At 40.0% G+C, this 513-nt stretch carries 1 pseudogene; it reads right to left on the minus strand.

The annotated features are described in order from the left end of the window. Nucleotides 1-364: 364 nt before the first annotated feature. Nucleotides 365-513: pseudogene (locus QZ311_RS12410) on the minus strand (tyrosine-type recombinase/integrase); the annotation flags it as partial.

Consider the following 513-nt stretch of genomic DNA (forward strand, 5'->3'; position numbering starts at 1 on the left):
TTTCATATAACCCGTCGGCATCTTCCATATTCTTCAGAATGGTCTTTGGAACTCTATCCACAGTCTTGACTACGTTGATGCAGTAGTTTATTTTGCGTCTTACTGCATCAGTCTGAGCCACGTAGAACTCCTTGAAGTAATCTTTGTATAGCTTTATGGTTCGGTTCGCCATATCTTATTATGTAACCGCAAAGTTAACTAAAAAGTTTACTTTGGCAAAATTATTCATGTATTTATTTCAGAGAGATTGAGTTGATGGCATCACAGATTATGATGATTCCAAACAAATCGGTGTTTTTGGGGTGATTTATTTGGTGTTTTTGGGGTGATTCGCTTTTAATATTTGGGATGTTTCACTTGGAAGTTATTTCAGCGAGATGGAATTAGCGGCATCGCGCTTCTTTTGGTTTACGACCTCGGCGTAGATCTGCGTCGTGGCCACGTTTTTATGCGTAAGCATTTTACTGACGGTATAGATGTCTGTGCCGTTGGTAATGAGGAGTGTGGCGTATG

This window comes from uncultured Duncaniella sp. (assembly GCF_910578445.1).
GTDB lineage: Bacteria > Bacteroidota > Bacteroidia > Bacteroidales > Muribaculaceae > Duncaniella.